Annotated in this window: 21 protein-coding genes; 11 read left to right on the top strand and 10 right to left on the bottom strand. The window is 69.6% G+C overall.

Annotation, left to right across the window (positions count from 1 at the left end):
• Window positions 1–649: outer membrane protein (locus QR78_RS00590; RefSeq protein WP_048425538.1), on the top strand; the 649-nt coding region annotated here is incomplete at its 5' end.
• Window positions 650–738: 89 nt separating this feature from the next.
• On the opposite strand, the gene QR78_RS36575 is transcribed toward QR78_RS00590, so the two are convergent.
• On the bottom strand, window positions 739–1122 hold the full coding sequence (locus QR78_RS36575; RefSeq protein WP_048425537.1) for a CsbD family protein: 384 nt from the start codon (window positions 1120–1122) through the stop codon (window positions 739–741).
• Window positions 1123–1256: 134 nt separating this feature from the next.
• Window positions 1257–1727: a type II 3-dehydroquinate dehydratase gene (gene aroQ / locus QR78_RS00580; protein ID WP_048425536.1), complete on the bottom strand. Its 471-nt coding sequence runs from the start codon at window positions 1725–1727 to the stop codon at window positions 1257–1259.
• 187 nt (window positions 1728–1914) lie between these two features.
• On the opposite strand from aroQ, the gene QR78_RS00575 reads away from it, so the two are divergent.
• A complete protein-coding gene (locus tag QR78_RS00575) occupies window positions 1915–2172 on the top strand; it encodes a hypothetical protein (protein ID WP_048425535.1) in 258 nt (85 codons plus the stop codon).
• 119 nt (window positions 2173–2291) lie between these two features.
• Window positions 2292–3227, top strand: a complete 936-nt coding sequence (locus QR78_RS00570; RefSeq protein WP_048425534.1) for a LysR family transcriptional regulator — start codon at window positions 2292–2294, stop codon at window positions 3225–3227.
• A 345-nt stretch (window positions 3228–3572) separates the two neighbouring features.
• On the opposite strand, the gene QR78_RS00565 is transcribed toward QR78_RS00570, so the two are convergent.
• Window positions 3573–4583, bottom strand: a complete 1011-nt coding sequence (locus tag QR78_RS00565; RefSeq protein ID WP_048425539.1) for a 1-aminocyclopropane-1-carboxylate deaminase — start codon at window positions 4581–4583, stop codon at window positions 3573–3575.
• 167 nt (window positions 4584–4750) lie between these two features.
• Between QR78_RS00565 and QR78_RS00560 the strand changes: the two genes are divergently transcribed.
• From QR78_RS00560 to trmFO, 7 genes are all read left to right on the top strand, one after another.
• A complete protein-coding gene (locus tag QR78_RS00560) occupies window positions 4751–5215 on the top strand; it encodes an Lrp/AsnC family transcriptional regulator (protein WP_048425533.1) in 465 nt (154 codons plus the stop codon).
• Between the two features lie 217 nt (window positions 5216–5432).
• Window positions 5433–8459 carry an excinuclease ABC subunit UvrA gene (uvrA, locus tag QR78_RS00555; protein WP_048425532.1) on the top strand — a complete coding sequence of 1009 codons (3027 nt, stop codon included), beginning with the start codon at window positions 5433–5435 and terminating at the stop codon, window positions 8457–8459.
• A 356-nt stretch (window positions 8460–8815) separates the two neighbouring features.
• Entirely contained in the window at window positions 8816–9820 is a 1005-nt protein-coding gene (locus QR78_RS00550; protein ID WP_048425531.1) for a transporter family protein, read from the top strand.
• Window positions 9821–10034: 214 nt separating this feature from the next.
• Window positions 10035–11006 carry a S1C family serine protease gene (locus QR78_RS00545; protein WP_048425530.1) on the top strand — a complete coding sequence of 324 codons (972 nt, stop codon included), beginning with the start codon at window positions 10035–10037 and terminating at the stop codon, window positions 11004–11006.
• 558 nt (window positions 11007–11564) lie between these two features.
• Window positions 11565–12428 carry a phosphatase PAP2 family protein gene (locus QR78_RS00540; RefSeq protein WP_048425529.1) on the top strand — a complete coding sequence of 288 codons (864 nt, stop codon included), beginning with the start codon at window positions 11565–11567 and terminating at the stop codon, window positions 12426–12428.
• 403 nt (window positions 12429–12831) lie between these two features.
• Entirely contained in the window at window positions 12832–12981 is a 150-nt protein-coding gene (locus tag QR78_RS32255) for a DUF1127 domain-containing protein (protein WP_082172100.1), read from the top strand.
• A 178-nt stretch (window positions 12982–13159) separates the two neighbouring features.
• Window positions 13160–14605 carry a methylenetetrahydrofolate--tRNA-(uracil(54)-C(5))-methyltransferase (FADH(2)-oxidizing) TrmFO gene (trmFO, locus tag QR78_RS00535; RefSeq protein WP_048425528.1) on the top strand — a complete coding sequence of 482 codons (1446 nt, stop codon included), beginning with the start codon at window positions 13160–13162 and terminating at the stop codon, window positions 14603–14605.
• A 218-nt stretch (window positions 14606–14823) separates the two neighbouring features.
• On the opposite strand, the gene QR78_RS00530 is transcribed toward trmFO, so the two are convergent.
• From QR78_RS00530 to yajC, 5 genes are all read right to left on the bottom strand, one after another.
• Window positions 14824–15690: a phytoene/squalene synthase family protein gene (locus QR78_RS00530; protein ID WP_048425527.1), complete on the bottom strand. Its 867-nt coding sequence runs from the start codon at window positions 15688–15690 to the stop codon at window positions 14824–14826.
• A 7-nt stretch (window positions 15691–15697) separates the two neighbouring features.
• Complete coding sequence (locus QR78_RS00525) at window positions 15698–16102, bottom strand: Mth938-like domain-containing protein (protein WP_048425526.1); 405 nt, start codon at window positions 16100–16102, stop codon at window positions 15698–15700.
• Window positions 16102–17049, bottom strand: a complete 948-nt coding sequence (secF, locus tag QR78_RS00520) for a protein translocase subunit SecF (protein ID WP_048425525.1) — start codon at window positions 17047–17049, stop codon at window positions 16102–16104. The genes QR78_RS00525 and secF overlap by 1 nt, the downstream gene beginning before the upstream one ends.
• Before the next feature lie 106 nt (window positions 17050–17155).
• Entirely contained in the window at window positions 17156–18763 is a 1608-nt protein-coding gene (gene secD, locus QR78_RS00515; RefSeq protein ID WP_048425524.1) for a protein translocase subunit SecD, read from the bottom strand.
• An 88-nt stretch (window positions 18764–18851) separates the two neighbouring features.
• A complete protein-coding gene (yajC, locus tag QR78_RS00510) occupies window positions 18852–19181 on the bottom strand; it encodes a preprotein translocase subunit YajC (protein ID WP_048425523.1) in 330 nt (109 codons plus the stop codon).
• A gap of 213 nt (window positions 19182–19394) precedes the next feature.
• Here yajC and QR78_RS00505 point away from each other — a divergent pair, with 213 nt between their 5' ends.
• Window positions 19395–20270, top strand: a complete 876-nt coding sequence (locus tag QR78_RS00505; RefSeq protein WP_048425522.1) for an ATP-binding protein — start codon at window positions 19395–19397, stop codon at window positions 20268–20270.
• A 64-nt stretch (window positions 20271–20334) separates the two neighbouring features.
• Here QR78_RS00505 and tatC read toward each other — a convergent pair whose 3' ends face one another.
• A complete protein-coding gene (tatC, locus tag QR78_RS00500; protein WP_048425521.1) occupies window positions 20335–21138 on the bottom strand; it encodes a twin-arginine translocase subunit TatC in 804 nt (267 codons plus the stop codon).
• Entirely contained in the window at window positions 21135–21716 is a 582-nt protein-coding gene (gene tatB / locus QR78_RS00495) for a Sec-independent protein translocase protein TatB (protein ID WP_048425520.1), read from the bottom strand. Before tatB ends, tatC begins: the two co-directional genes overlap by 4 nt.
• Between the last annotated feature and the right edge of the window lie 389 nt (window positions 21717–22105).

Genomic DNA, 22105 nt, shown 5'->3' with positions numbered 1-22105 from the left:
CTTCACCCCCGTCCCGGTCTTCACCTGGACCGGGTTCTATGCCGGCGTGAATGCCGGCGCCGGCTTCGGCGGAGGGGGCGGCACCTTCACGGACGCGACCTACGGCACGGTGACGCCCGGCAGCCGCGACGCCGCCTTCGTCGGCGGCGGCCAGATCGGCTACAATTACCAGTTCACGCCGGGCTCCGGCTTCGTCATCGGCGCCGAGGCCGACATCCAGGGCACCACCTTCGGGCGGCCCCGCAGCGGGCTCGTCGGCACGACGACCTTCACCGATATCGGTCCGAGCCTCGACTGGTTCGGCACGGTGCGCGGCCGGATCGGCTACGCCTTCGACCGCTTCCTCGTCTACGGCACCGGCGGCTTCGCCTATGGTGGGGGCAGCACGCCGTCCACCGCCTCGTATTATACCGGTACGCTGCCGAGCACCTTCCGCACCGGCTGGACCGCCGGCGGCGGCGTCGAATACGCCATCACCGAGCGGCTGAGCGCCCGGATCGAGGCGCTCTACGTCAGCCTCGACCGCAATGGTGGCAGCGGCGGCCTCGTCTACGACACCGCCACCACGGCCTATTACGGGCTGGGCCGGCCCAAGACGGATTTCGGTGTGGTGCGGGCCGGCCTGAACTACCGGTTCTCGACCAACTGACCCCAGCAGGCAGCGGTCGAGGAGTCTCGGGGGCGACGCGGGAGCATCGTCCCCGATGCCGTCCGGAGCTCTCCGGGTATGTGCGGACCCTACTTGTCGAGCGCGTTCTCGATGGTGTCCTTGGCCTTGCCGCGCTCCTGCTGCGCCTGGCCCCGGAGCTTCTGCTCGCGCCCCTCGGCCTTCAGCGCCTCGTCCTCGGTCAGGTTGCCGACGCCGCGCTTGGCGCTGCCGACCGCCTCGTTCGCCAACCCCTTCAGTCGGTCGACGGCACCCGCCGTCGTCGGCGTGTCGTCGGCGAGGGCCGGGCCCGCAGCGGCGAGGGCAAGACCCAGGACGGCGCCTAAGCAGACTTGCGTTGGCAGGCCAACGCTTCGCCCGCTTAGGCTCTTGTCTTGTCGCAGATTTTTGCCGCCGAACCGGTGTCCACTTCGGCGAAATCTGCTTAGGAGGGTCGGTTTGCGGATGCTGCTCATGCGGGAAATCCCGTCTGTTTCAGGGGAGCGCGGTCATACCGGCCGCCGCGGTCCGGGCAATGGTGCCCCGGTACCAGATCGGGCCGCCGGATACCGGTATGCGGCCCGACCTCCGTTCCGGCCCGGCCCATCGCTCACGCCTTCGCGGCGATGAGCTGGGCGAGCCGGCGCAGGGCCAGCCCGTAGCCCTGCGTGCCGAGACCCGCGATCACCCCGTCGGCCCGCAGCGAGACGTAGGAATGGTGGCGGAAGGCCTCGCGCTTGTGCACGTTCGAGATGTGGACCTCGATCACCGGCGCGTCGAAGGCGTTCAGCGCGTCGAGGATCGCCACCGAGGTGTGGGTGAAGGCGGCCGGGTTGATGACGAGGCCGCTGGCGGTCTCGCGCGCCTCGTGGATCCAGTCGATGATCTCGTATTCGCGGTTCGACTGGTGGAAGCGGATCTCGAGCCCGAGCTCGGTCGCGAGCGCCCGGCACGACGCCTCGACGTCGGCCAGCGTCTCGCTGCCGTAGATGTGCGGCTGGCGCTTGCCGAGCAGGTTCAGGTTCGGGCCGTTCAGCACGTAGACGAGGCGGCTCGATTCAAGACGCGATTCGAGGCTCATGGCGGGCTCCTTCGCGGGGCATGAGGACACGGCGTTAGGCGCCGGTCGCCGCCCCGCGTCAACCGCCGCGAGAGCCGGACGGCATCGCCACGATAGGCGAACGGCATTGGCCCGCGGGGGACCGCCGGGACGATGATCCTCCTCGACCGGGGGCATCCCGCCCCCTCCCGCGAAGGGACATCCTCCGATGCGCCACCTTCTCCTCGCCGGCGCCGTGCTCGCCGCCTTCTCGACCTCCGCCCAGGCCTGGACGCAGTCGCTCCTGCACCCGGAAAGCCGTGAGGCCGCCATCGTCACCACGATGCCCGCGCCGCCGCGCTACACCGGCTACGACGACCTCGGCCTGCGCGCGGCACCGATCCGGGCCCCCCGCGCGACGGCCCGTCCGTTCGAGCCGTCCCGGCCCTCCGATCCCCCGGCCTGGCGCTCGTGCCCGTGGTGCTGACGCGCGGACCCGCACCGGCCCGTCACGGCCGCGTTTCCGCTCCGCCCCCGCGGTGTTAGCCTCATCCGTCCCCGCGGTGCCGGGGCTCCCGGACTGGAGGCTCGCGGCGGAGGGCGACCATGGAAATGCACCAGATCCGCTATTTCCTCGCCCTGTGCGAGGAGCACAACTTCACCCGCGCGGCCCAGGCCTGCCACGTCACCCAGCCCTCCCTCACCCGGGCAATCCACTTCCTGGAAGCGGAACTGGGCGGGGCGCTGTTTCACCGCGAGCGCACCGGCACGCGGCTCTCCGAGCTCGGCCGCACCGTGCGGCCCTACCTCGAGGAGGTCTACGCCAAGGCGCAGGCGGCGCAGGCCGAGGCCCGCGCCTTCGGCCGCCAGCGCCGCACCCGCCTGACGCTGGGGGTGATGTGCACGATCCAGCCCGACGCCCTGATCGGGCTGATCGGGGGCCTGCGGGCGCGGCACCCGGACCTCGAACTCGACATCGTCGATGCGAGCGCGAGCGCGCTGGAAGAGCGCCTGCTGGCGGGCAGCCTGGAAGTGGCACTCTACTGCCTGCCGGGCCGCGAGCCCGATGCCCGCCTGCACCACCTCCCCCTGTTTCGCGAGCCGATGGTGATCGCGGTGGCAGCCGCCCACCCGCTCGCCGCCCTCGACGCGGTCCGCCCCCGCGACCTCAACGGCCAGCACTACGTCCACCGCCTCAACTGCGAGTTCCGCGGCACCGTCGGCCCGGTCTGGGAGGCGCAGGGGTGCACCGATTGCGAGACGATCTACCGGAGCGAGCGCGACGACTGGATCCTGGCGATGATCGCGTCCGGGCTCGGGTTCGGATTCATGCCGCGCTCCTGCGTCACGCATCCCGGCGTGGTCGCCCGGCCGCTGGTCGAGCCGGACTTCTGGCGGGAGGTCGCCCTCGTCACCGTCCGCGGCCGGCCGCACGCCCCGGCGGTCGGCGCGCTCCTGCGCGAGGCGATGCGGGCGCAGTGGTTCGGCGCGCCGGCGCTGGCAACGGAGCGAGCGCGAGATGATTTGGCGGACGACCGGTAGGACAGCGCCCGATCGCGTTGCAGCCGGATTCTGCGCTGGATCTCCGGGTGTTTTGAGTTTTCTCGAGCGAATCGATGCCGGCCCCAGCGGAGAATGATCTCGCGATGGTCGCGCTGCGTTCCGCGACGAGACGTCGTTCTCCGGGCCTATCCCAGGCTGAGCGGCGGAGGCGGAATCGCGAAGACTCCGATCGGGGAGAACGATGCGGCAGGCGGTGCGCCCCGTCCTGAGGCATCCGCCGGTCCGAATCCCGGGCTCTCGCCGTCGAGCCCGGGATGATATCGAGGAGGGACGATCCGGGGCCTGCGAAACGACCGGTGACGTGTCGAACGAACCCCGACCCCCTCACCCGTTGCGGAACGTGTAGCTGTAGCCGTTGAGTGCCGGCGCACCGCCGAGATGGGCGTAGAGCACCTTCGAGCCCTTCGGGAAGAAGCCCTTCTGCACGAGGTCGATCATGCCCTGCATCGACTTGCCCTCGTAGACCGGGTCGGTGATCATCGCCTCGAGCCGGGCGGCGAGGCGGATCGCCTCGACGGTCTCCTTCGAGGGCACGCCGTAGACCGGGTAGGCGTAGTCTTCCTTCAGCACCACGTCGTCGGCGACGATCTCGCCGGCCCCGACGAGGGCCGCGGTGTTGCGGGCGATCTCCAGCACCTGCGCCTTGGTCTGGGCCGGGGTGCAGGAGGCGTCGATGCCGATGACGTTGCGGGCGCGGCCGTCGGCCGAGAAGCCGACCAGCATGCCGGCATGGGTCGAGCCGGTGACGGTGCAGACGACGACGTAGTCGAAGTGGAGGCCCATCTCGGCCTCCTGGCGGCGTACCTCCTCGGCGAAGCCGACATAGCCGAGCCCACCGAACTTGTGCACCGAGGCGCCGGCGGGAATCGCGTAGGGCTTGCCGCCCTTGGCCTTCACGTCCTCGATCGCCTGCTTCCAGCTGTCGCGGATGCCGATATCGAAGCCCTCGTCCACGAGCTGCGACTCGGCACCCATGATCCGCGTCAGCATGATGTTGCCGACCCGGTCGTAGACCGCATCCTCGTGCGGCACCCAGGCTTCCTGGATCACCCGGCACTTCATGCCGATCTTGGCCGCCACCGCCGCCACCATGCGGGTGTGGTTCGACTGCACGCCGCCGATCGACACCAGGGTGTCGGCGCCCGAGGCGATCGCGTCCGGCACGATGTATTCGAGCTTGCGCAGCTTGTTGCCGCCATAGGCGAGACCCGAATTGCAGTCGTCGCGCTTGGCGTAGATCTGCACGTCGCCGCCCAGATGCGCGGTCAGGCGCGGCAGGTGCTCGATCGGGGTCGGCCCGAAGGTCAGGGGGTAGCGCTCGAACTGCGACAGCATCGAAGGAATCATCGCCGGGGTCCTGTGTGGAAGCCGCTCTGATCCTAACCGCGATCCCGTGAAAGGTGCTCTCGAACTTGCCCGTGTCGATGCAACGAAACGAGGCAAGACCCGATCTCATGTGCTAGATCCGATCACACAGGAGCCGTCAGACGGAAGGATCTTTCATGACCGGTGGCCTCGACCGCATCGATCTGAAAATTCTCCGTCTGCTGCAAGAGGATGGCCGCATCGGCAATGCCGAGCTCGCCAAGCGCGTCAACACCAGCCCGGCGACCTGCCACCGCCGCACCCAGCGCCTGTTCGACGAAGGGTATCTCCGGGGGGTCCGCGCCGTGGTGGCGCCGGAGAAGGTCGGGCGCGGCTCCCTGGTCCTCGTCGGGGTGGTGCTCGACCGCTCGACGCCCGAGAGCTTTTCCGCCTTCGAGGCGGCGGCGCTCGCCATGCCGACGGTGCTCGACTGCCACCTCGTCGCCGGCGACTTCGACTACTTCCTCAAGATCCGCGTCTCCGACATGGCCGACTTCAACCGGCTGCACAGCGAGACCCTGATCGCCCTGCCGGGCGTGCGCCAGACCCGGACCTTCTTCGTCATGAAGGAGGTGGTCGACAACGCGCCGCTCAGCCTGTGAGATCGCGGCGGTTGCCGCTGTACGCAGTTTGTTCTATTCGTCAACGAAGACTTGCCCGGCGCCCCGCCCCGGGAGCCCCATCTGGTTATCCGTCTGGGCGGCCCCATCTGGTCACCATCACGGTCGACAGGGTTCTCGTCCCCGCGGGCTCCCGGCCGGTCCCCGGTCCCATCAAGCCTGGCCGCGCTCCGTCGCTGGCGGCCCGGAGCCTTCCCGCATGGCCTCTCTCGACAAGCTCTTCGACCGTTCCGCGGAGACCCGCGTGATCTCGGTGAGGGGCGCCCGCGAGCACAACCTCAAGAACGTCGACCTGACGATCCCCCGCGACAAGCTGGTGGTGTTCACAGGCCTGTCGGGCTCGGGCAAGTCGTCGCTCGCCTTCGATACCATCTATGCCGAGGGGCAGCGCCGCTACGTCGAATCGCTCTCGGCCTATGCGCGCCAGTTCCTCGAGATGATGTCGAAGCCCGACGTCGACCAGATCGACGGGCTGTCGCCGGCGATCTCGATCGAGCAGAAGACCACCTCGAAGAATCCGCGCTCGACGGTCGGCACCGTCACGGAAATCTACGACTACATGCGCCTGCTCTGGGCGCGGGTCGGCATCCCGTACTCCCCGGCCACCGGCCTGCCGATCGAGAGCCAGACCGTCAGCCAGATGGTCGACCGGGTGCTGGCGCTTCCCGAGAAGACCCGGCTCTACCTGCTGGCGCCGGTGGTGCGCGGCCGCAAGGGCGAGTACCGCAAGGAGATCGCCGAGTTCCAGAAGAAGGGCTTCCAGCGCCTGCGCATCGACGGCGAGTACTACGCCATCGACGACGTGCCGAAGCTCGACAAGAAGCTCAAGCACGACATCGACGTGGTGGTCGACCGGATCGTGGTGCGGGCCGACATGGCCTCGCGGCTGGCCGATTCGTTCGAGACCGCATTGGAGCTCGCCGACGGCATCGCGGTGGTGACCTTCGCCGATACCCCCGAGGAGGGCGAGGCGCCCGAGCCGATCACCTTCTCGTCGCGCTTCGCCTGCCCGGTCTCCGGCTTCACGATTCCCGAGATCGAGCCCCGGCTTTTTTCCTTCAACAATCCCTTCGGCGCCTGCCCGACCTGCGGCGGCATCGGCCACGAGATGCGGATCGACCCGACGCTGGTCATCTCCGACGAGGCCTTGAGCCTGTCGCGCGGCGCCGTCGCACCCTGGGCGAAGTCGACCTCGCCCTATTACGGCCAGACCCTGGAAGCCCTGGCGCAGCACTACCGCTTCCGCACCGACATGCCATGGGCCAAGCTCACCGAGGCGGCCCGCCAGGTGGTGCTCTACGGTTCGGACGGCGACGAGATCCGCTTCGCCTACAATGACGGCTTGCGCGCCTACGAGGTCTCGAAGCCGTTCGAGGGCGTGATCCCGAACCTGGAGCGGCGCTACAAGGAGACCGACAGCGACACCGCCCGGGAAGACATCGGCCGGTTCATGGCCGAGACGCCGTGCTCGGCCTGCGGCGGCAAGCGCCTGAAGCCCGAGGCCCTGGCCGTCAAGATCGCCGGCTTCGACATCGGCGACGCCACGGTGCTGTCGGTGCGGGACGCCCATCGCTGGTTCGGCGAATTGCCCGAGCACCTGACGCCCAAGCAGAACGAGATCGCGGCCCGGATCCTGAAGGAGATCCGCGACCGGCTGACCTTCCTGGTCGATGTCGGCCTCGAATACCTCACGCTCGCCCGCGGCTCGGGCTCGCTGTCGGGCGGCGAGAGCCAGCGCATCCGGCTCGCCTCGCAGATCGGATCGGGCCTGACCGGCGTCCTCTACGTCCTCGACGAACCCTCCATCGGCCTGCACCAGCGCGACAACGAGCGGCTGCTCGGCACGCTCAAGCGCCTGCGCGATCTCGGCAACTCGGTCATCGTGGTCGAGCACGACGAGGACGCGATCCTCCAGGCCGATTACGTCGTCGATGTCGGCCCTGGCGCCGGCATCCATGGCGGGCGGATCGTGGCGCAGGGGACGCCGCCCGAGCTGCTGGCCGACCCGAACTCGCTGACGGCGAAATACCTGACCGGCGCCCTCTCCGTGCGGGTGCCGAAGATGCGGCGCAAGGCGAAGACGACGCCCGCGGCCGCCAAGGGCGAGACGCCGGCGCCGCAGATGCTGCGCCTCGTCGGCGCACGCGGCAACAACCTGAAGAACGTGACCGCCGAGATCCCCCTCGGCACCTTCACCTGCATCACCGGGGTCTCGGGCGGCGGCAAGTCGACGCTCGTCGTCGACACGCTCTACAAGGCGGTGGCCCGCAAGCTCAACGGCGCCCTGGAGCATCCGGCGCCGCACGACCGGATCGAGGGGCTGGAGCATCTCGACAAGGTCATCGACATCGACCAGTCGCCGATCGGCCGGACCCCGCGCTCGAACCCCGCCACCTATATCGGCGCCTTCACGCCGATCCGCGACTGGTTCGCCGGCCTGCCCGAGGCCAAGGCCCGCGGCTACCAGCCCGGCCGGTTCTCGTTCAACGTCAAGGGCGGCCGCTGCGAGGCCTGCTCGGGCGACGGCGTCATCAAGATCGAGATGCACTTCCTGCCGGACGTCTACGTCACCTGCGACGTCTGCAAGGGCAAGCGCTACGACCGCGAGACCCTGGAGGTGAAGTACCGGGAGCGCTCGATCGCCGACGTGCTCGACATGACGGTGGAGGAGGCGGCCGAGCTGTTCAAGGCCGTGCCGGCGATCCGCGAAAAACTCGAGACCCTGGCCCGGGTCGGCCTCGGCTATGTCCGGGTCGGCCAGCAGGCGACCACGCTCTCGGGCGGCGAGGCGCAACGGGTGAAGCTGTCGAAGGAGCTGTCGAAGCGCGCCACCGGCCGCACCCTCTACATCCTCGACGAGCCGACCACCGGCCTGCACTTCCACGACGTCGCCAAGCTGATGGAGGTGCTCCACGAGCTGGTCGACCAGGGCAACAGCGTCGTGGTGATCGAGCACAACCTCGAGGTCATCAAGACCGCCGACTGGGTGATCGACATGGGCCCCGAGGGTGGCGACGGCGGCGGGGTCATCGTGGCGGAAGGAACGCCGGAAGAGATCGCCGAATCGGCGGCGAGCCATACCGGGCGCTTCCTGCGCGAGGTTCTGGCCCGGCGCCCGGCCTTGCCCGCACGGAAGCCGACGACCGAGAAGGCTGCGGCCGGCAAGCGCCCGCCCGGCAAGACGACTTCCGGTAAGAAGACCCCCGGCAAGCAGGCCGCCGAGTAAGGCAAAGAGACGAAAAACACCCGCGAAGCGATGCTTCGGAGGTCGCGAAACGGCCTGTGCACTGCACCAAGCGGGTGTTTTCGATCTGGAATGCGCCTCTGTAACGGCGCAATGCAGCCGTCCCGGCATGTGTCGGAAATGCGTCATTTGCGCAACGCCTGCGCAGCCGCTGCGTCGCGGGTGAGCAAAGGGCTGGCGCTCCGAGCGTGGCTGTTGGAAGATTATCCCGTTCAGACTGCGCAACCCGGCGGGGGCCGTACGAAGCGAGGTGTCGATGCAAGTGCGCAAAGTATAGCGCACGATGTCGACGCATGAGCGGCGGGCCCTGCTTCGCGAGCGGTTGGGAAGGAAATCTCATGATCAAGCATTGGCTCGCCGCGGGGGCGGCTGCCCTGTCCCTCAGCATGTCGGCGACGGCATCCTACGCGCAGACGACGACGGTGCCCGGCGAGCAGGTCGGCCTGGCGATCGGCGCGCCGCTGCCCGAGGGCGTCTACGCGATCAACACGTTCACCTATCGCAGCCCGGACGGCCCGAACCTCACCTCGACCGACACCGCGGTCAACATCCCGGTCCTGGTCTGGTCGACCCCGTGGAAGGTTCTGGGCGCCCGCGTCGAGCTGGCCGTCGCGCCGCCGACCGTGTTCACCTTCTCCCGCGCGCCGGGCGGCCGTGACACCAGCATCAACGTCGGCACCTTCGTCGGCGGCATCTTCGCCTGGGATCTCGGGAACAACATCGGCGTCAGCTACCTCGCCGGCGTGTACCTCAACGAGCTGAATGCCGGCCGCGGCGGCGGCCTGCCGATCCTGGCCTCGAACACCTATCGTCAGGGCTTCGCCATCAGCTACACCGGCGACGGCTGGAACGTCACCGCCAACCTGACCTACAACTTCTACGACACGCCGGCCCGCTTCAGCGGCCGCAACGGGATCCCGGGCTTCTACGGCAGCCAGTTCCCGACCGACGCCCTCAACCTCGACCTCACCGCGACCAAGAAGTTCGGCAAGTTCGAGATCGGCGCCATCGGCTACGGCACCGCCAACCTGCCGAACCGCGGCCCGCTGGCCTTCGGCGCGCCCTGCGCCGGCAACTTCGCCAGCTGCGGCACGGTGGTGGGCGGCGGCGGCGGCCGCTTCGCGCTGGGCGGCCTCGTCGGCTACGATTTCGGCAAGTTCTCGGTCCAGGCCTGGGTCGCCCGCGACGTCGCCACCTCGGCCCGCCAGATCTCGCCGGTCACCGGTCTCGCGACCAACCGCGAGGCCTACTCGACCGAGGGCTGGTTCCGCGTCGTCGCCCCGCTCTACACCGTGGCGGCGGCGCCCGAGCCGGCTCCGGTCCCGCTCATCCGCAAGTACTGATCGAAAACCGACCGATCGAGACGATCGATCCGTGGGCCTCGCCGGTGCGAGGCTCGTCCGGCGCCCGGCTCTTCCCGAGCCGGGCGTTCTGCGTTGCGGGCGCCTGTCGGGCCGGGCCCTGCGACCTATAACGGAACCGTGCGGGCGGGACCGTCCGGTCCGAGACGCACTACGACAGGACGCGCGGGGCGCCGAGCCCCGGCAGGAGACCATGATGGCGGCGCCCGGCGACTGGAAGATCCCCTCCGCGGTGCAGCCCCGCCCGGCGGCCTATTCGTACGACCTCGACCAGACCCTGACGGCGATCGTCGCCCTGTCCTCGCGGGTGCCGGACGGCGCCTACACGGCCGAGATTCTCGGGACCGAGCGGGCCGGCAACGGCGTCGTCATCGGCGAGGACGGTTTGGTGCTGACCATCGGCTACCTCATCACCGAAGCCGAGACCATCTGGCTCACCGCCCATGACGGCCGCACCCTGCCCGGCCACGTCGTCGGCTACGACGCCGCCACCGGGCTCGGCCTGGTGCAGGCCCTGGGTTCCCTCGACCTGCCGCACCTGCCGATCGGCAGCGCCGCCTCGCTGCGCATCGGCGACAAGCTGGTGATGGCCGGGGCGGGCGGCCGCTCCCGGTCCGTGGCCGCCGAGGTGGTCGCCGTCCAGGAATTCGCCGGCTACTGGGAATATCTCCTCGACGACGCGATCTTCACCTCGCCCGCCCATCCGCATTGGGGCGGGGCGGCGCTGATCGGCCCGGCGGGCGAACTGACCGGCATCGGCTCGCTCCAGCTGCAACAGAGCGGGCGCGACGGCCGGCCGATCAACATGTCGGTGCCGATCGACCTGCTGAAGCCGATCCTGGCCGACCTGACGACGCTGGGTCGGGTCTCGGGCCCGCCCCGGCCCTGGCTCGGCCTCTACGCCACCGAGATCGACGATCAGGTCGTGGTGATGGGCCTCTCCCCCCGCGCCCCGGCCGAGATCGCCGACCTGCGGGCCGGCGACATCCTGATGGCGGTGGGGCAGTCGGACGTCACCGACCTCGCGAGCTTCCTGCGCGCGGTCTGGGCGCTGGGGCCGGCCGGCATCACCGTGCCCCTGACCGTGCATCGCGACGGCCGGACCCTCAGCATCCCGGTGGTCTCGGCCGACCGTTCGACCTTCCTGGTCACGCCGCGGCTGCACTGAGGCACGGCGGCGCCGGCTCGGGCCTCCGGGCCGGTCTTCCGGCGCCGCGCGCGGCCGGCCTCCAAGCGGAGCCTGGAGCGGCACGATGGTCCGCCGGCGGCTTTCTCCCCGATTGATGTCGGCGGCCGCGGAATCGCGCCGGCGCCGTTCGCCTTCCCGCGCGCTCCACCGAAGCCGGCGCGGCCGCCCGATCGAGCGATCGAAAAAATAGCGAACTGTTTCGTCTTGATGGCGGCATCGATCGACTTCGCTCAATATTGTTAGAGCAATTCACGCCGAGAAGATCACTATAAATTTCTGTCATCGATCTAGTTATATATGTCGTAGCTTAAGACAATCGCATATCTGCCGAAATGATTTTCATCTCAAATTAATCGGCCCAAAGCCTGATGGGCTTCCTATCTTGCAGGTCGCCGCGATATGGCATCGAAATCCCCCGTCACCGCGTCCACCGCGTCGCTTTCTCCGTTCCTGCTTGCTTTGCTTTGCCTGTGCAGCATCGTGATGCAAGGCATGACAATCTTGTTCGGATTCACGATACGGAGGACCGATCTGTGGTTGCTCGCGGTCCTGGCCGGCCTGTGCTTCGCCTTGTGCCTGCCGTCGGGATCGCGGATGCGGGATCGACTGACGGGACCGCTGCAGACCTGCGTCGCCGTGGTGGCGATCCTCGACTTCACCCTCGTCTTCCCGTGGCAGGCGCAGGCCTTCGCGCTGCCGCTCGTGGACGACACGGTCAGGGGAATCGACCTGGCGCTCGGCTTCGATCACGTCGCCTGGATGCGGTGGCTCGATGCCAATCCGGGGATCCGGGCCGTCCTGGACGTGTCCTATCGCTGCATGATCCCGCAGATGGTCGTGGTGATCGGCCTCTACGCCGCATCCGGTCGGTATCGCGCGCTCGACCGCTATCTCGCCGCCTTCGCCATCGCGATCTTCCTCACGTCGATCCTGAGCATCGCGGCGCCGACGCGCGGCATCGTCGCCTTCCTCGATCCGGCCTGGCGCGGCACCCCGTCATGGCCCCACGGCGCGACGGACGTCGCGGCCTACGACGCGCTGCGGTCGGGGGCGTTGCGCGATCTCTCGGGCCGGCCCGAACTCGGGATCATCTCGTTCCCGAGCTTCCATGCCGCCTCGGCGGTCCTGTCGGCATGGTCGTTCTGGGTCTTCCCGTCCCTGCGCCTGCCCGCCATCGTCCTTGACGGGATCATGTCCATCGCCACCGTCGGCTGCGGAGGTCACTACGTGATGGACGTCGCGGCGGGCCATCTCGTCGCCGGCCTCGCGATCCTGCTCGCGGTGCGCGGCTCCGATCTCGGCTATCGCCTCCTCGATCGTCTCGCCGGCTCGCCGGCGCTCCTGTACCGGCCGACCGACCCGTCGGCGCGCGTCGCGACCGCCGAGCGAGCGACCCGATGAGGAGCCGGGGCCGCGCGGCTCGGGTCACGGAATGCCCAAAACATCGGCACTGCGACGGGCCGACATTGCACTGCACACCATGTCGCCAGCGACTGCCTCGATCGCGCGTCCGTACGGTCCCGCGGCACCCCGGTCCCAGCGTCAGCCCGTTCCCTCGGGGCCCTGCAGCATAGTGCCTAAATCCCCGTGGGAATTGCGCTTCATGCGCCAGAGTGCTGCCAAATCGGAGGGCAGCGCGGTTTCTTGACGATTCCCTGCGCGCTGCATGTGAATTGTGCATGGCTGGCTTACGCAGTCCCGTCTCACACCACGGCAGCCAACTCCCATATGGTGCGTTGCAACAGAAGCAGGCGGCCAGTGCCGAAACGGTTCGCACCGGGTGCCTGCTCAGAGGTCAAAACCGATGTTCGTCTCCCTCATCCTCAGCAAGATCCGCGCTTACCTCCGCTACCGCGAGACCGTTCACGAGCTGTCGCGTCTGTCCGACCGCGAGCTCGACGATCTCGGCATCAGCCGCTTCGAGATCCAGGGCATCGCCCGCTCGGTCGCGTAAGCGCCCGCGTAGCGTATCCAAGTCGCGTACCGAGTACCCCAAGTCGATCGAAGGCCAATCGGCCACCCATCGTCTCGCGCGCCCGCCCTCTCCGGCGGGCGTTCGCTTGTCCGGGCCCCGCCATCCGCCGCGCTCCGGCGGTGTTGCATCCCCGGCACCCGATCCGATATGCCGCGTCATGTCCGGATCCCATCCCATTCACGTCGTCGGCGGCGGCCTCGCCGGCTCGGAAGCCGCCTGGCAGATCGCCGAGGCCGGCCTGTCCGTGGTGCTGCACGAGATGCGGCCCGTGCGCGGCACCGAGGCCCACCAGACCGACGGCCTCGCCGAGCTCGTCTGCTCCAACTCCTTCCGCTCCGACGACGCGGCGCTCAACGCCGTCGGGCTGCTGCACCAGGAGATGCGCCGCCTCGGCTCGCTGATCATGCGCTGCGGCGATGCCCACCAGGTACCGGCCGGCGGGGCGCTCGCCGTCGACCGCGAGGGCTTCAGCCGCGCGGTCACCGCGGCGCTGGAGGCGCATCCGAACGTCGCCATCGCCCGCGAGGAGGTCGACGGGCTGCCGCCGGCCTCCTGGGACAGCGTGATCGTGGCGACCGGCCCGCTCACCGGCGCCGGCCTCGCCGAAGGCATCCGCGGGCTGACCGGCGCCGAGTCGCTCGCCTTCTTCGACGCCATCGCGCCGATCGTGCACCGCGACTCGATCGACATGGGCAAGGCCTGGTTCCAGTCCCGCTACGACAAGGCGGGCCCGGGCGGCACCGGCGCCGACTACATCAATTGCCCCCTCGACCGCGAGCAATACGCCGCCTTCATCCAGGCGCTGGTCGAGGGCGAGAAGACCTCGTTCAAGGAATGGGAGGCCTCGACCCCGTATTTCGACGGCTGCCTGCCGATCGAGGTGATGGCCGAGCGCGGTCCCGAGACCCTGCGCCACGGGCCGATGAAGCCTTTCGGCCTGACCAACCCGCACAACCCGACGGTCAAGGCCTACGCCATCGTCCAGCTGCGCCAGGACAACGCGCTGGGCACGCTCTACAACATGGTCGGCTTCCAGACGAAGCTGCGGCACGCCGAGCAGGTGCGGATCTTCCGCACGATTCCCGGCCTGGAGAATGCCGAGTTCGCGCGTCTCGGCGGCCTGCACCGCAACACCTATCTCGACAGCCCGCGCCTCCTCGACGCGACCCTGCGGCTCAAGGCCGAGCCGCGCCTGCGCTTCGCCGGCCAGATCACCGGCTGCGAGGGCTATGTCGAGAGCGCGGCGATCGGCCTGATGGCCGGCCGCTTCGCCGCCGCCGAGCGCCAGGGCCGGGCGCTGGAGCCCCTGCCGGTCACCACGGCGCTCGGGGCGCTCATCGGCCACATCACCGGCGGGCATGTCTCCGACGACGGCCTCTCCGCCGAGGAGCCCGGCAAGCCGCGGTCGTTCCAGCCGATGAACGTGAATTTCGGCCTCTTCCCGCCCCTCGACCGGGCCCCGAAGGCGCCGGACGGCAAGCGCCTGCGCGGCCCCGAGAAGGCCCAGGCCAAGAAGCGGGCGATGACCGACCGGGCCAGGGCCGCCCTCGGCGAATGGCTCGGCGAGGCGCCGGCCCCATTGCCGGCCGAGGCAGCGGAGTAGGCAATGAGCCGCGGAGGAATTCGAAAGATTTCCTCCGCGGATCCCGTGTCACTCGCAACCTCATCCCGAGGTGCCGGAGCGAAGCGGAGGCCTCGAAGGAGGGCTCCAGACAACGCAGAGAGTTCTGGAGCTCTCCTTCGAGGCTCGTTTCACTCGCACCTCAGGATGAGGTCGGGGGTGGGACAATCCATGACGAGGGACAGAAACTGCCGCGGGCGCTATCGCACGGATCGCGCCGCCCGCCACAGCCGCCAGATCCGGCGCCAGTTCGGCACGTCGATCACGGTCGCGAGCGGGTCGTAGCCCGGCCGCTCCATCGCCTTGAGGTAGGTCTCGACCATCGCGACCGGCAGGAAGGCGGGAGCCGCGACGGCGGCGAGCGTCGCCCGCTCGGCCGCGTAGGCGGCGAGGTGCCGGCGGGCCAGCGCCCGCAGGTCGGCGCAGGCGCCGGCGAGCCCCGGGCCGCCCCGGCCCGCCACGATGTCCTCGCGGGTGACGCCGTGCGCCTTCAGCACATCGGCCGGCAGGTAGACCTGGCCGCTGCGGGCGTGCCAGGGCAGCGCCCGCAACAGCCCGGTCACCGCGTAGGCGACGCCGGCATGTCCGGCCGCGGCGGCGCCCCCGGGCTCCGTGCCGTCCGCCAGGATCAGGCTGCCGAGGCGGATCAGGCAGGAGGCGGTTTCGCCGCAATAGCCCTCGAGGTCGTTCGTCGAGGGCATCGGATCGTCGTAGAGATCGAAGACCCGGGCATCGACGAGATCGACGAGGGGCTGGCGCGGCAGGCGCGCCTTGACCAGCGTGTCGTCGAGGGCGGCAGCGACCGGATGGGCCCGCACGTCGCCCCGCGCCTCGCCCTGGAGCGCGTCGCGCCACCATTGCAGGCGCAGCTCGCCCGGCATGGGGCTCGACACGGCCTCCCGCACCCGCGCCACCTCCAGGCTGAAGGCGGCGAGCGCGTGGAGATGCGGGCGCTTCTCGGCCGGGGCGTAGAGGCTGGCGTACCAGCGGTCGGGATCGCCCTCGCGGACCAGGGTCTCGCAATGGGCGTAGGCCCAGGCCGGATCCCGGGGCTCGGCCTCGCTCATGATGATCTCAGGGTACCGCGATCAGGGCGGCCGCGACCTTGCGGTTCTCGGCCATCAGGATGTTGTAGGTCCGCGCCGCCGCGCCGGTCTGCATCACGTCGAGGCCGATCCCGGCCTGCTTCAGGTGCCGGCGCAGGGAATCGGGCACGAACACGATCTCGGATCCGGTGCCGAGCAACAGGAGGTTCGCTTCTCCGGCTTCGGCCAGGAGGGGCGCGAGGCTCTCCGGCGTGATCCCGGCCGGGTCGGTCACGTCCCAAGCGCGCACGCCCGAGGGCAGCGCCAGGATCGAGCCGCGATGCGACATGTCGGCGAAGCGGAAGCCGCCGCCGCCATAGGTGTCGATCGGGTAGCGGCCCGGGACGAAGCCGTCATGCAGCCGCCCGGACCCGGAGGCTCCCCCGCCGGCCACTACTCGGCCGCCTGCTTCAGGCTGGAAGGATCCCGCGCCTGCGAGCGGGTGCCGCCGGCCTGGAGCCCGATATAGATGAGGAACGGGGTCGAGACGAAGATCGCCGAGTAGGTGCAGATCACCACGCCGGCCAGCATCACGACCGAGAAGCCCTTGATCGCCTCGCCGCCGAACAGAACCAGCGCCAGCAGCGACAGGGCGGTCGACAAAGCGGTCATCACGGTGCGCGACATGGTGGAGTTGATCGAGAGGTTGAGTAGCTCCTCGGTCGGCATGGTCTTGTAGCGCCGCATCAGCTCGCGGGTGCGGTCGAACACCACCACCGTCTCGTTCAACGAGTAGCCGACGATCGTCAGGATCGCGGCGATCGACGTCATGTTGAACTCGATCCGGGTGATGACGAACAACCCGACCGTGATGACGATGTCGTGCAGGGTGCCGACGATGGCGCCGAGCGCCAGCTCGCGCTCGAACCGGAACCACAGGTACAGCAGCACCGCCACGACCGACAGGACGACGCCGATCGTGCCCGACTGGACCAGCTCACCCGAGACGCGGGGACCGACGGTCTCGACCCGGTCGAAGGCGTAGTCCTTGTCGAAGGCGGCATGCGCCTTCTGCATCACCAGGGTCTGGCCGGTCTCGCCGCCGGCCTGGAGCGGGAAGCGCACCGAGATCGAGCCCTGGCCGAGCTCCTGCACCTCGGTCTCGCCGAAGCCGAAATCGTTGGCGGTGTGGCGCACCGCGCCGACATCGGCGGTGACGCCGGCCTTGGGCCGCAACTCGACCAGCGTGCCGCCCTTGAAGTCGATGCCGAAATTGAGCCCGACCTGCAGGAACAGCACCACCGTGGCGACCGAGATGAAGGCCGAGAGCGGGAAGCTGAAGCGCCGCAGGCGCATGAAGTCGAAGTGGGATTCGTCGGGCCAGAGGCGGAGGAGGCGCATCGTCGGTCTCGAAAGGGGTGTGTCGGCGCGCCCCGCTCGGAGCGCAGCGCATGAGACGGGCGGCTCGTCGCCGCCCGTCTGCAAAAAAATCAGATCGGCAGGGTCTTCATATCGGGAGAACCTTGGGCCGCAGGCGCTGGTACCACAGGGCGATCATCATCCGGGTCAGGGTCACGGCGGTGATGACCGTGGTCAGGATGCCGAGGATGAACACCACCGCGAAGCCGCGCACCGGCCCCGAGCCCATGAAGAACAGGATCACCGCGGCGATCGCCATGGTGGAGTTGGAATCCACGATGGTCGCGAAGGCGCGGTCGAAGCCGGCCTGCAGCGCCGAGGGGATCGAGCGGCCGGCCCGCACCTCCTCGCGTACGCGCTCGTAGATCAGCACGTTCGAATCGACCGCGGTGCCGATGGTGAGCACGATGCCGGCGATGCCCGGCAGGGTCATGGTGGCTTCCAGGACCGACATCAGGCCCAGGATCAGGCCCACATGGACCAGCAGCGCGATGTTGGCGAAGAGGCCGAACACCCCGTAGGCGGCGAACATCAGCACCACGACGAGGATCGTCGCCACGATGGTGGCGTGCTTGCCGGCCTCGATCGAGTCGCGGCCGAGACCCGGGCCGACGGTCCGGCGCTCGATCACGGTGAGCTTGGCCGGCAGGGCGCCGGCCCGCAGCAGCACCGAGAGGTCGTTGGCCTGCTGCACCGTGAACCGGCCGGAGATCTGGCCCTGGCCGCCGGTGATCGGCTGCAGGATGCGGGGGGCCGACACGACCTCGTTGTCGAGGACGATCGCCATCGCGCGGCCGACATTCTCGCTCGTCGCCTGGCCGAACTTCTGGGCGCCGCGCAGGTTGAACTTGAAGTTGACGATCGGCTCGTTCGACTTCTGGTCGAAGCCCGGCTGGGCGTCGGTCAGGTCGGCGCCGTCCGCCATGACGCGGCGCTCCACCGGCACCTTCTGGCCGTTGGCGTCCTTGGAGGGCAGCATGTCGACGTCGCCGGCCGGGCTGTCGGCGAGCATGCGGAACTCGAGCTTGGCGGTCTTGCCGAGCTGCTCTTCGAGGCGGGCGGGATCCTGGAGGCCCGGCACCTGGACCAGGATGCGGTCGGCGCCCTGCTGCTGGATCGACGGCTCGGTGGTGCCGCCGAGATCGACGCGGCGGCGGATGACCTCGATCGCCTGGGAGACCGCCCGCCGCACCCGGGCGTTGAAGCCGGCATCGGTGTAGGTGAGCTGGATCAGGCCGTTCGGCTCCTCGCGCACGTCGAGGGTGCGGGCGCCGGTCTGGCCGAGGGTGGCGTCGGTGACGGGCTGCGACAGGGCCTGGAGCTTCGGCAGAGCCTTGGCGCGGGCGGCCTCGTCGGCGATGCGCAGCTGCACGCCGCGGGGCTGGAGCTGGATGCCGCCGTAATTCTGGACGCCGGCCTCGCGCAGGGCCTGGCGCACGTCGTCGCGCAGCCCTTGCGCCATCGTGCGGCCGAGGTCGTTGCGGTCGACCTCCAGCACGATCTGCGAGCCGCCCTGGAGGTCGAGGCCGAGCACGATGGCGCGGGTCGGCACGATCCAGGTCGGGAACCAGGACGGCAGCGACTTGATGAACCCGTTGCGCTGATCGGCCGTGAAGAAGCTCGGCACGGCGAGCATCAGGCCGACCAGGATCACGGCGAGCGTCGCGACGGCTTTCGTGGTGGAGATACGGAGCATCCGCGGCGTCCCAACCGGTCTCGAATGAAGGTCAGATAGGGCGGCCCGGCGCCTTTTTGTCCGGGCCTCTCCCAGCGTCAGCGCGGGCTCAGGCGGCCTTGACCGGCTCGCCCTTGGCCCGGACTTCGGCGATCATGGTGCGGACGACCTTGACCTGGACGTTCGGGGCGATCTCGACCTCGATCTCAGGGGCCTCGGTCACCTTGGCGACCCGGCCGACGATGCCGCCGGTGGTCACCACCGTGTCGCCGCGGCGCACGTTCTTGACCATGTCCTGGTGGTCCTTGGCGCGGCGCTGCTGCGGGCGCAGGATCAGGAAGTACATGATCACGAAGATCAGGATGAAGGGGACGACCTGCACGAGGATGTCCGTGCCGCCGGTCGCCCCGGCTCCCTGCGCGAAGGCGGGCGTGATCACTCTCGAGGTCTCCCGAAACAAGACGAAAACGGGCCGGGCGGGTCTCCGCCGGCCTTGCAAAAGCGCGCGGACTATAGCCACCGACGACCCGAAAGCAATTGCGGGGTGGGGTGCGTCCCCGTCCGATCCGACCGGGTTTTCGTCCGTGGTGCCTTGGGATTAAGAGGCGCCACCCGCACGTCCGCCCCTGCGCAAGGAGCCTGCATCCCCGCGATGACCGACCAGACCCCCTCCCCCGTCTCGGACCTCATGCCCGTGCTGCTGCGCATCGCCGCGGCCCTGGAGCGCGCCGCCCCGCCGGCGATCCCCGCCCCCGACTTCGCGGCGGCCGACGCCTTCGTGTGGCAGCCCGAGGGGCGGCTGCAGCCGGTACCGCGGGTCAACCGGGTCGAGATGGGCCTTCTTCGCGGCATCGACCGGATGCGCGACACCCTGTTCGACAACACCGAGCGCTTCGCCCGCGGGCTGCCGGCCAACAACGCCCTGCTCTGGGGCGCCCGCGGCATGGGCAAGTCGTCGCTGGTCAAGGCGGTCCATGCCGAGATCAACGCGCGGGGGCCCGAGCGACCGCTCAAGCTCGTCGAGATCCACCGCGAGGACATCGAGGGCCTGCCCGCCCTGATGGGATGGCTGCGCCCGGACCCGCACCGCTTCGTGGTGTTCTGCGACGACCTGTCGTTCGACGGGGACGACACGTCGTACAAGTCGCTCAAGGCCGCGCTCGACGGCGGCATCGAGGGCCGGCCCGACAACGTGATCTTCTACGCCACGTCGAACCGGCGCCACCTGCTCGCCCGCGACATGATGGAGAACGAGCGCGCCACCGCGATCAACCCGGGCGAGGCGGTGGAGGAGAAGGTCTCGCTGTCCGACCGCTTCGGCCTCTGGCTCGGCTTCCACAAGTGCAGCCAGGACGAGTACCTGGCGATGATCGACGCCTATGTCGCCCGCTACGGCCTGACGGTCGCGCCCGAGCAGCTGCGGGCCGAGGCGCTCGAATGGTCGACCACCCGCGGCGCGCGCTCGGGCCGCACGGCGTTCCAGTACATCCAGGATCTCGCCGGGCGGCTGGGTCGGCGACTCGACTGAGGGGATCAACCCGGGCGCCGCTCGCGCGGCCCCCGGGGGCGGCTCGGAGACCGGGCGGGAGGGCTCAGCCCCCCGCCGCCTCCTCGGCCGCCCGTTCGCGCTCGCGCCGCTTCTCCATCGCGCGGACCGAGACGATCGATGCCTCGTAGAGGAGCAGCATCGGGACCGCGAGGGAGAGCTGGCTGATCACGTCGGGCGGGGTCAGCACCGCGGCGGCGACGAAGACCAGCACGATCGCGTAGCGCCGCCGCTCCTTCAGGAACTTCGAGTCGATGAGGCCGACCTGGCCCAGCAGGGTCAGGATCACCGGCAGCTGGAACGCGATGCCGAAGGCGAAGATCAGCGTCATGATGAGCGAGAGATACTCGTCCACCTTGGGCAGAAGCTCGATCGTGGCCTCGCCGGGCTGTCCGATCTGCTGCAGGCTGACCGAGAACTTGATCAGCAGCGGCATCGCCAGGAAGTAGACGACGAGGGCGCCGAGGAGGAAGAAGATCGGCGTGGCGATCAGGTAGGGCAGGAAGGCCCGGCGCTCGTTGCGGTAGAGGCCCGGCGCCACGAAGGCGTAGAGCTGGGTCGCGACCACCGGGAAGGACAGGAAGCCGGCGCCGAACACGCTCAGCTTGATGTTGGTGAAGACCTGCTCGAGGAAATGGGTCGCGATCAGCCGCGCCTTGTCGGCCCCGACCACGCTGACATAGGGATAGACTAGCACGTTGTAGATGTGCTGGGCGAAGAAGAAGCAGATAAAGAACATCACCCCGAAGGCGAGCATCGACTTGATCAGCCGCGAGCGCAGCTCGATCAGGTGCTCGATCAGGGGTGCACGCGAGGCCTCGATCTCGGCTTCGTCGGCCTCGGTCATCATGCGCTGCGGCCCGTGCTGGCGGTATCGGGGGACGTGGACGGCTCCGCCGTGTGGGAACCGGCGGCTTCCGGCGCCGCGCGGGCGGCCTCGGCCTTGAGATGCGCGGTGGCGGCGGCCAGCGCCTCGTGGGTCGGCTTCTCGGCGGCGGGCTCGGGCGGCTGGTAGGCCGGCGGCGCGGCCGGATCGACGGGTGCCGGATCGGGGATCGTCGCGGCGTAGGGGTCGGCCGAGGCGACGAGCGGATCGGAGCCGGGCAGCGCCTGGGTCGTCGGCTTGGTGGCCGCCGTACCGTCCACCGCGCCCTTGATCTCGTTGCGGATGGTCTGGACCGGGTTGAAGCCGGTCGCCGTCGCCGAGGTCACGCTGCGGTTGATGCCCTCGACCTCGCGGCGGACGTCGTCGAGCTCGGCCTCGCGCATCGCCTCGCTGAACTGGCTCTGGAACTCGCCGGCCATGCGCTTGAGGCGACCGGTGACCTGGCCCACGGTGCGCAGGGCCCTGGGCAGGTCCTTGGGGCCGATGACGACGAGCGCGACGCCGCCGATCAGCATCACCTCGCCCCAACTCATATCGAACATGGCGTGACGGCCCTGCTACTCGCGCGGCGCGACTCTCGGGCGGGCGCCCCGCGCGGGCTGTCTAGCACGCCGCGGCGCCGGCGCCAGTCGGCGCCGCGCAGGTTCCGGTTGAGAGGCGGGGCCCGCGGGCGGTCCTGCGCCGGCCTGGAGGTGCTCGATGCGGACGGGGCGGCCGGCCTGGCCGCGCGCACCCCTCCACGATGGCGGCGGCTCAGCCGACCTTGTGGTCGGTGTTCGGCTGGGGGGTGAGCGGCGGCATCTGGGCGGTCGGCACGGTGTGCGGCGCGGCAGTCGGCGCGTGGACCGGCTGCACCGGGGCGGGGTGCACGACCGGGGGCGGGATCTGAACCGGCGGGATCGGCGCGTGGGGCACCTGCGCGGTCGTGGTC

Origin of the sequence: Methylobacterium indicum (genome assembly GCF_001043895.1) — a bacterium.
Classification (GTDB): domain Bacteria; phylum Pseudomonadota; class Alphaproteobacteria; order Rhizobiales; family Beijerinckiaceae; genus Methylobacterium; species Methylobacterium indicum.
Note: the sequence above shows the minus strand (reverse complement) of the source record. Positions and strands in the feature narration are given on the sequence as shown.

Coding starts and splice junctions, on each gene's coding strand:
- QR78_RS36575 (WP_048425537.1), bottom strand. CDS start 1,122: ATGAGCAGCATCCGCAAACCGACCCTCCTAAGCAGATTTCGCCGAAGT.
- aroQ (WP_048425536.1), bottom strand. CDS start 1,727: ATGAGCCTCGAATCGCGTCTTGAATCGAGCCGCCTCGTCTACGTGCTG.
- QR78_RS00575 (WP_048425535.1), top strand. CDS start 1,915: ATGCGCCACCTTCTCCTCGCCGGCGCCGTGCTCGCCGCCTTCTCGACC.
- QR78_RS00570 (WP_048425534.1), top strand. CDS start 2,292: ATGGAAATGCACCAGATCCGCTATTTCCTCGCCCTGTGCGAGGAGCAC.
- QR78_RS00565 (WP_048425539.1), bottom strand. CDS start 4,583: ATGCTGTCGCAGTTCGAGCGCTACCCCCTGACCTTCGGGCCGACCCCG.
- QR78_RS00560 (WP_048425533.1), top strand. CDS start 4,751: ATGACCGGTGGCCTCGACCGCATCGATCTGAAAATTCTCCGTCTGCTG.
- uvrA (WP_048425532.1), top strand. CDS start 5,433: ATGGCCTCTCTCGACAAGCTCTTCGACCGTTCCGCGGAGACCCGCGTG.
- QR78_RS00550 (WP_048425531.1), top strand. CDS start 8,816: ATGATCAAGCATTGGCTCGCCGCGGGGGCGGCTGCCCTGTCCCTCAGC.
- QR78_RS00545 (WP_048425530.1), top strand. CDS start 10,035: ATGGCGGCGCCCGGCGACTGGAAGATCCCCTCCGCGGTGCAGCCCCGC.
- QR78_RS32255 (WP_082172100.1), top strand. CDS start 12,832: ATGTTCGTCTCCCTCATCCTCAGCAAGATCCGCGCTTACCTCCGCTAC.
- trmFO (WP_048425528.1), top strand. CDS start 13,160: ATGTCCGGATCCCATCCCATTCACGTCGTCGGCGGCGGCCTCGCCGGC.
- QR78_RS00530 (WP_048425527.1), bottom strand. CDS start 15,690: ATGAGCGAGGCCGAGCCCCGGGATCCGGCCTGGGCCTACGCCCATTGC.
- secF (WP_048425525.1), bottom strand. CDS start 17,049: ATGCGCCTCCTCCGCCTCTGGCCCGACGAATCCCACTTCGACTTCATG.
- secD (WP_048425524.1), bottom strand. CDS start 18,763: ATGCTCCGTATCTCCACCACGAAAGCCGTCGCGACGCTCGCCGTGATC.
- QR78_RS00505 (WP_048425522.1), top strand. CDS start 19,395: ATGACCGACCAGACCCCCTCCCCCGTCTCGGACCTCATGCCCGTGCTG.
- tatC (WP_048425521.1), bottom strand. CDS start 21,138: ATGATGACCGAGGCCGACGAAGCCGAGATCGAGGCCTCGCGTGCACCC.
- tatB (WP_048425520.1), bottom strand. CDS start 21,716: ATGTTCGATATGAGTTGGGGCGAGGTGATGCTGATCGGCGGCGTCGCG.